The sequence below is a fragment of the Sphingomonas echinoides genome, from assembly GCF_029623395.1.
GTDB classification, from domain to species: Bacteria; Pseudomonadota; Alphaproteobacteria; order Sphingomonadales; family Sphingomonadaceae; genus Sphingomonas; species Sphingomonas echinoides_A.
In genome coordinates this window covers 1-5,806 of sequence record NZ_JAPYKK010000069.1, presented here as the reverse complement: position 1 = coordinate 5,806, position 5,806 = coordinate 1, and the positions used below count along the sequence as shown (strand labels likewise).

Below are 5,806 nucleotides of genomic sequence, written 5' to 3'. Positions count from 1 at the left end.
CGACCCCGCCTGCCCCCGGCGGGCAGATCGACAAGGCCGCGCTCGAACGCAACGCGCGGTTGCTCGAGACGGTGCTCGACGATTTCCACGTCAAGGGCTCGATCATCAACGTGCGGCCCGGCCCGGTCGTCACAATGTACGAGCTCGAGCCCGCGAGCGGGATCAAGGCGAGCCGGGTGATCCAGCTCGCCGACGATATCGCGCGCAACATGTCCGCGGTGTCGGCGCGTGTCGCGACGATTCCGGGGCGGACCGTGATCGGGATCGAGCTTCCCAACGTGCGGCGCGAGATGGTGGGCCTGCACGAACTGATCGGGTCGCAGACGTTCGAGGATCAGTCCGCGTCGCTCCCGCTGGTGCTGGGCAAGAACATCGCGGGCGATCCGGTCATCGCGGATCTCGCGCCGATGCCGCATCTGCTCGTCGCGGGCACCACCGGCTCGGGCAAGTCGGTCGGGCTCAACTGCATGATCCTGTCGCTGCTGTACCGGTTGAAGCCCGACCAGTGCAAAATGATCATGATCGATCCCAAGATGCTCGAATTGAGCATGTATGACGACATCCCGCATCTGCTCTCTCCGGTCGTGACCGATCCCGCAAAGGCGGTCCGCGCGCTCAAATGGGCGGTCGAGCAGATGGAGGATCGCTATCGCCAGATGTCGTCGATGGGGGTGCGCAGTCTCGCGAGCTTCAACGAGAAGGTGAAGACCGCCAAAGCGAAGGGCCAGCCGCTCGGGCGCAAGGTGCAGTGCGGCTATTCCGAAACCGGCCAGCCGATCTACGAGGAAGAGACGCTCGATTATCAGGTGCTGCCGCAGATCGTCGTGATCGTCGACGAGTTGGCCGATTTGATGATGACCGCGGGCAAGGAAGTCGAATTCCTGATCCAGCGATTGGCGCAGAAGGCGCGTGCGGCGGGGATTCATCTGATCATGGCGACGCAGCGCCCGTCGGTCGACGTCATCACCGGCGTGATCAAGGCGAACCTGCCGACGCGAATCAGCTTCCACGTCACCTCCAAGATCGATTCGCGCACCATCCTCGGCGAACAGGGCGCGGAGCAGCTGCTCGGCAAGGGCGACATGCTCTACATGCCCGGCGGCAAGGGAATCGTCCGCGTCCACGGTCCGTTCGTGTCGGACGACGAAGTCCGCGCCGTCGCCGACCATTGGCGTGCGCAGGGGCAGCCCGATTACATCCAGTCGGTCACCGAGGAGCCCGAGGAGAGCTTCGCGCTCGACGGTGCGCCGACCGGCGAGGACAGCAAGGAAGACCAGCAATATCGCGCCGCGGTGCAATTGGTGTGCGAGAGCCAGAAGGCGTCGACCTCGTGGGTCCAGCGGCAGTTGCGCGTGGGGTATAACAACGCGGCACGGCTGATCGAGCGGATGGAGAAGGACGGCGTGGTGAGTCGGCCCGACCATGTCGGGCGGCGCGAAGTGTTGCGCGATCGGGAGGGGCATCCGGTCTGAGGGGTGCGGCCGCGTCCCGTGTTCTCCTGCGAAAGCAGGAGTCCAGAGCCCCGCGCGCCAACCGATGTAGTTCTGCGCGACTCTGGGTTCCTGCTTTCGCAGGAACACAGGAAACGGTCTGGTTCACGGCGCATTAAAGCGCTCGCTGGCTTAAAGCGTTTACTACATTTGATGGGCGCGCTTCCCCGGCCAAGGCTCGGGTTCAGGCGTGCGCGGATAGAAGCGGGTGCTGCGCGCGTTACGGTAGCCAGTTCTGCACGGCCCCGGTCTTTATCGGGGAAGCGCCTCTTTATCAGACGGGAGCCCCCCAGCCCCGTGTCAGGAGAATCTTTCGTGTCCCTTCGTTATGCCCTTCTCGTCCCGTTCCTCGCCGCCCCCGCACTTGCGGTCGCGGCGCCGTCCGCGGACCTGACGCTGGTGCAGAAGCACCTCCAGGCGGTCAAATCGATGACCGCCGACTTCGCGCAGACCGATCGCTCGGGGAAGGTGCTGACGGGTACGCTGACACTCAAGCAGCCCGGCAAGATCCGCTTCCAATATGAAAAGGGCGTGCCGATCCTGATCGTCGCGGATGGCAAGTCGCTGTGGTTCCTCGATTACTCGGTCGGGCAGAAGCAGCGCTGGCCGATCGGCGGATCCCCGCTCGGCATCCTGCTCGATCCGTCGCGCGACATGAGCAAGATCGCGACCGTTGTCCCGACTGGCAATCCCGAGCTCGTCTCGGTCGATGCGGCAGACCCGAAGCACCCCGAATACGGCCGGATCAACCTGGTCTTCAAACGCAGTCCCGCCGCCCCCAACGGGCTGATGCTGCAAGGCTGGGTCACGCTCGATTCGCAGAACAACCGCACGACGGTCAAACTGTCGAACCAGAAGTTCAACGGCCCGATCGCGGACAATGCGTTCAAGTGGAACGATCCGGTCCGCGCGACCGGAAAAAAGTGAGCCATTCATATTGGCGACAGGTTTGGAAGCTTAAAAGCGTCCTTGCGGATGTGGGGTGGATCGGGATTTTTCCCCCTGTTGCCCGAACGCACCACTTCCCGCCTGCGTGACGAACGCTAGGTCGGCCCTCGCTCCATGCCCCCGGAGCGGGGGCCTTTCCGTTTTGGAATCACGCGCAAAATGCTGGCGACGTACGCCGACTGGCGTAGGCGCCATCGCACAGCTACACACGCGCGATGAGCGCCCTCAAGATCGTTTCGTGGAACATCAATTCCGTGCGTTTCCGCATCGAAATCGTCGAACGATTCCTGCGCGAGGCTCAGCCCGATATCCTGTGCCTGCAAGAGACCAAGGTGATCGACGGCGACTTCCCCGTCGCCGCGTTCCGCGCGCTCGGGTACAAGCATATCGTCCTCCACGGCCAGCGGATGCACCACGGCGTCGCGATCCTGTCGCGCGTGCCGCTGGCGGAGGACGACCGGTTCGACTGGCAGGCCAATCGCGAAGCGCGCCATGTCGGGGTCCGGCTTGAGAACGGAATGCGGATCGAGAATGTCTACGTGCCCGCAGGCGGCGACGTGCCGGACCGCGAGGAGAACCCCAAGTTCGGGCAAAAGCTCGATTTTCTCGACCGGATGATCGATTGGTCGACGGGGGTCACCGTCCCCACGCTGCTGGTCGGCGATCTCAACATCGCACCGCTCCCGTCGGACGTCTGGGGGCACAAGCAACTTTTGGGCGTGGTCAGCCATACCCCGATCGAAGTCGATACGCTCGACCGGTTGAAGGCGTCGAACAGCTGGGTCGATCTGGGGCGGCATTTTTACCCCGCGCCCGCGCGGCTCCATACGTGGTGGAGCTATCGCTCGGCCGACTGGACCGTCAACGATCGTGGGCGGCGGCTCGACCATATGTGGGCGACCGCGGATGTTGCGGCGACCGCGATTCGGCACCATGTGTACGAGGAGTGCCGCAGCTGGCTGAAACCCTCCGACCATGTGCCCATCATGACAGAATTTGCCTTGTGATCACCACTGCGGGGGACGCGCACAAGACCGCGCTTGCAATGGACGCGCTGCGGCGCGGCTGGCCGATCGCGATCGCAGGCGCGGATGGGACGCTTGCGCTGTTGCCGATCGAGACCGCCGATCCGGTGCGGCTGGCGGCGTTCGACCCGGCGGGGGTCGCGCCGGTGCTGCTGTCGGCGGGGCGCGCCGCGACGCTCAAGCTCGCCAACCAGCGCGAGGCCGCCGAGCCCGATGCGCCGGTGCTGATCGAGCGCGCGCCGTGGGTCGATTTCGCGGCGGCGACCGCGCTGTCCGATCCGCAGTTCGATCTCGCGACGCCGTTCAAGGGGCCGTTCCGCGCGCTGCCGGTCCTCGCGCAGGAAGCCGCGACCACCGCCTTGACGCTGGCGCGGCTGGGCGGGGTGCTTCCGGCGTATTTCGCGCTCCCCGACCAACAGGCGGCGCTCGTCCTCACCCCCGGCGACATCGTCGCGCATGAGGATGCCGCGCGGCTGGCGATCGCGACCCGCGCGCACCTGCCCGTGGTGGACGCCGAGGATGCCGAGATCGTCGCGTTCCGGACTCCGGAAATGCCCGGCGAGCATATCGCGTTGCTGATCGGCACGCCCGACGGCAGCACGCCGCTGGTGCGGCTTCACAGCGAATGCTTCACCGGCGACGTGCTCGGCAGCCTGAAATGCGATTGCGGGCCGCAGCTCGACGGGGCGATCCGCGCGATCCGCCAGAGCGGTTGGGGAATCGTGCTGTACCTGCGGCAGGAAGGGCGCGGGATCGGGTTGATCAACAAGCTGCGCGCCTATGCGCTGCAGGACCAGGGGTTCGACACGGTGGATGCGAACACGCGGCTCGGCTTTGCGGTGGATTCGCGCAATTTCGCGGTGGCGGCGCGGATGCTCGCGCTGCTCGGGCAGCCGCGCGTGCGGTTGCTGACCAACAATCCGCAGAAGGTCGCGCAACTGGAGGCCGCGGGGATCGCGGTGTCGGAGCGCGTGCCGCACATCCTGCCCGCGAACCCGCACAACGAACGCTATCTCGCGACCAAGCGCGACCGGACGGGGCACCAGTTCTAGCGGGCTGCCGGCGGGGGTTGAGGGCGGTCGCTTACCCGAGCAAGCGCGCGACGTCCTCGAAATCGCCCGCGATGTCGTTCACCCCGATCGACCGCAGCCGCTCGGCATGGTCCGGCCCGCAATGCGACCCGCCAACGAAGCCGATGACATGCGCGCCCGAGGCGACGGCGCCGGTCGCGCCAACGGGGGAATCCTCGAGGATCGCGCAGCGCGCGATATCCACGCCGATCGCCTCCGCCGCGTACAGATACAGGTCGGGCGCGGGCTTGCCGTTGGCGACATGCTCCTTGCCCGAATAGATATGGTCGCCGAACGCACCCTCCAGCCCGATATGCTCGAGATGGCGCCGGATCCATTCCGTCGAGCTCGACGAGGCGATCGCCTTGGGCAGGTTGGCGGGCAAGCTTTCGATGAAGCGCACCGCGCCTTCGACCGCGCCGACGCCCTCGCGCATCGCCCGGTCGTCCTCGATCGCGCGGTGCGCGTGGAAGTCCTCGGGCAACGGTCGTTCGATCCATTGTTCGAGCGCGCTGATGAACTGCGGGCCCGACAGCCCCATGAAGTTGGCATAGCTGTCCTCCGCGGTCGTCGGGTGGCCGATCGCGGTGAGATACGCCGCGATATGGCTGTTGCCGACCGATTCGCTTTCGATGAGCACGCCGTCAAAATCGAAAATCAGGCCATCGACCTTCATGCGCGTTCTCCGAACAGGGCAGTGCCGACGCGGACATGCGTCGCGCCGAGCATCACTGCGGTTTCATAATCGCTCGACATGCCCATGCTGAGCGCGTCGAGCCCGTGGTCGCGCGCCAGCTTGGCGAGCAACGCGAAATAGGGTGCCGCCTCGGTGTCGGCGGGGGGAACCGCCATCAACCCGGCGACGGGCAGATCCGCCGCGCGCGCGGCAGCGATCAGATCGGGCAGCGCGGCGATGGCGCAGCCGCCCTTCTGCGCTTCGTCGCCGATATTGACCTGGAGGAAGCACGCCGGGCGCCGCCCGAGCTTGTCGATCGCCTTGCCCAGCGCGGTCACCAGCGACACGCGGTCGACCGAGTGAATCGCGTCGAACAGCGCGACCGCATCCTCCGCCTTGTTCGATTGCAACTGGCCGACGAGGTGGAGCTGAACGTCGGGATAGGCCGCGCGCAGAGCAGGCCATTTCTCCTGCGCTTCCTGCACGCGGTTTTCCCCGAACGCGCGCTGTCCGGCGTCGAGCAGCGGCGTGATCTCCGCCGCGCTCTTCGTCTTGGACACGGCGATCAGCGTCACGGACTCGGGCTTGCGGCCCGCC

At 66.1% G+C, this 5,806-nt stretch carries 6 protein-coding genes; 4 read left to right on the top strand and 2 right to left on the bottom strand.

The window, feature by feature from the left end; genetic code table 11:
- The 4 genes from QBJ92_RS20315 to ribA all read left to right on the top strand — a co-directional run.
- Positions 1–1,472, top strand: a 1,472-nt coding sequence (locus QBJ92_RS20315) for a DNA translocase FtsK (protein WP_277971504.1), incomplete at its 5' end; no start/stop codon positions are given.
- A gap of 333 nt (positions 1,473–1,805) precedes the next feature.
- Complete coding sequence (locus QBJ92_RS20310; protein WP_277971503.1) at positions 1,806–2,417, top strand: LolA family protein; 612 nt, start codon at positions 1,806–1,808, stop codon at positions 2,415–2,417.
- Positions 2,418–2,653: 236 nt separating this feature from the next.
- On the top strand, positions 2,654–3,445 hold the full coding sequence (locus QBJ92_RS20305; protein ID WP_277971502.1) for an exodeoxyribonuclease III: 792 nt from the start codon (positions 2,654–2,656) through the stop codon (positions 3,443–3,445).
- Between the two features lie 38 nt (positions 3,446–3,483).
- Positions 3,484–4,515, top strand: coding sequence for a GTP cyclohydrolase II (gene ribA, locus QBJ92_RS20300; RefSeq protein ID WP_277971505.1), 1,032 nt, complete (start codon positions 3,484–3,486; stop codon positions 4,513–4,515).
- A gap of 31 nt (positions 4,516–4,546) precedes the next feature.
- Here the strand turns inward: ribA and QBJ92_RS20295 are convergent, their stop codons facing one another.
- Together QBJ92_RS20295 and QBJ92_RS20290 are read right to left on the bottom strand one after the other, a co-directional pair.
- Positions 4,547–5,209 carry an HAD family hydrolase gene (locus QBJ92_RS20295; RefSeq protein ID WP_277971501.1) on the bottom strand — a complete coding sequence of 221 codons (663 nt, stop codon included), beginning with the start codon at positions 5,207–5,209 and terminating at the stop codon, positions 4,547–4,549.
- The coding region (locus QBJ92_RS20290; protein WP_277971500.1) for a YggS family pyridoxal phosphate-dependent enzyme at positions 5,206–5,806 on the bottom strand (601 nt) is incomplete at its 5' end. The genes QBJ92_RS20290 and QBJ92_RS20295, both read right to left, overlap by 4 nt.

What these genes read in the sequence shown, in the direction of transcription:
- ribA (WP_277971505.1), top strand. Translation starts at nt 3,484, where the DNA reads ATGGACGCGCTGCGGCGCGGCTGGCCGATCGCGATCGCAGGCGCGGAT.
- QBJ92_RS20295 (WP_277971501.1), bottom strand. Translation starts at nt 5,209, where the DNA reads ATGAAGGTCGATGGCCTGATTTTCGATTTTGACGGCGTGCTCATCGAA.
- QBJ92_RS20305 (WP_277971502.1), top strand. Translation starts at nt 2,654, where the DNA reads ATGAGCGCCCTCAAGATCGTTTCGTGGAACATCAATTCCGTGCGTTTC.